Here is a 1,563-nt window from a genome sequence, read left to right on the forward strand (position 1 = left end):
TCCTCTTCAAACGTCTCTTAGAGAATCGCAGATTCGCGATTTACGCAAAGCTCTCGCTTGCGGGAGAGGTCGGCGCGGAGCGCCGGGTGAGGGTTCTCTCCTCTGGGGGATTATCCCTCTGTGGCAAGACCCTCTCCCCGACCCTCCCCCGCAAGCGGGGGAGGGAGCGCACCCTGGCCGCAATCCGCGCTCGCGTTCCCGGCCGGATGGGCTATAAGGCCCTCCGATCTCAACGAAATTCGTTCATTTTCAGCCGATGGCCCCATCGCAACAGGCGAAATCGTCCAAATCCGCCCGTGGCTTGCTGACCGGGCTGGTCGTCGGCGTCTGCCTGCTCGCTGCTTCGACGTGCGCGCAGGCGCAGGCCCCGGCCAAGCAGCCCCCCGTGGCGCCGCAAGCCTCACCTCAGGTCGCGCCGCAAGCCGCCCCGCAGGCTGTGCCGGGCTTCTGGGACCCGCGGCGGCGGCCGGAACGGCCGGACCTGTCGCGCCTGACCGTGATCCGTTTCCTGACCGAGACCGACTATCCGCCGTTCAACTATACCGGCGCCGACGGCAATCCGGCCGGCTTCAACGTCGACTTCGCCCGCGCGCTGTGCGAAGAAATCAAGGTCACCTGTACGGTGCAGATGCGCCGCTTCGAGACGCTGGTCGATGCACTCGCCTCCAACCGGGGCGACGCCATCATCGCTTCGATGGCGGTGAGCCCGCAGCTCCGCGCCCGGGTCGACTTCACTGATCCCTATTACCGCGTGCCGGCGCGCTTCGCCTCGCGCAGGGACGCGGTGATGCCGGAGATCCGGCCCGAATATCTCGAAGGCAAGAAGGTCGGCGTCATCGCCGGCTCCGCGCATGAAGCCTATCTCAAGGCCATGTTCACCGACGCCGAACTGCACCCCTATCCGAATGACGACGCGATGCGCGCCGCGCTTCGCAAGGGCGAGGTCGACTTCATCTTTGGCGACGCCATCGCGCTCGCGTTCTGGATCAACGGCACCGATTCCGGCGATTGCTGCGCGTTCTCCGGCGGTCCCTTCGTCGAAAGCCGCTTCTTCGGCGAAGGCATCGGCATCGCCGTGCGCAAGGGCAACGACGTGCTGCGCCAGGCCCTGAACTGGGCGATGTTCCGCGTCTGGGAGAAGGGCCGCTACACGGATCTGTGGCTGCGGTATTTCTCGGTGAGCCCGTTTTAGTCCCAGGAGCCGTTACCAATTCCTCATCCTGAGAGGGTGAGAATCTTTCGTCAAAACGAACATTTTCCATAGCCGCTTTGCTATGATTCGATGACGGGGCGAAGCAGGGGCTGGTGATGGCTGACGATCAATTGTTTGAGGATTTGCCCGAGCAGGATAAGCCACTACCCAAGGGACGCGGCGCGGTGCGGTTGCGAGAACCGGAACGGCGCCAGATGAGCATGCAGGTCGCGGCGTTGGACGATCTGGTAGCGGATGATCATCCGGTCCGCGCGGTTTGGTCGTTTGTCGAGAGGCTGGATCTGTCGGCGCTGTACGACGTCATCAAGGCGCGGGAGGGCGAGCCCGGACATCCGCCGGCCTCGCCGAAG

1 protein-coding gene and 1 pseudogene are annotated in these 1,563 nt (G+C 64.5%); both read left to right on the top strand.

Annotated features, from left to right (window positions below; translation table 11 throughout):
- Positions 1-256: 256 nt before the first annotated feature.
- A complete protein-coding gene (locus AC0L2J_RS34695; RefSeq protein ID WP_007604667.1) occupies positions 257-1,192 on the top strand; it encodes a transporter substrate-binding domain-containing protein in 936 nt (311 codons plus the stop codon).
- A 113-nt stretch (positions 1,193-1,305) separates the two neighbouring features.
- Positions 1,306-1,563, top strand: a pseudogene (locus AC0L2J_RS34700) (IS5/IS1182 family transposase); the annotation flags it as partial.

Source organism: Bradyrhizobium sp. MV1.5, from assembly GCF_055807615.1.

Bases quoted from the DNA above. Each gene is read 5' to 3' on its own strand.
- AC0L2J_RS34695 (WP_007604667.1), top strand. From the start codon at position 257: ATGGCCCCATCGCAACAGGCGAAATCGTCCAAATCCGCCCGTGGCTTG.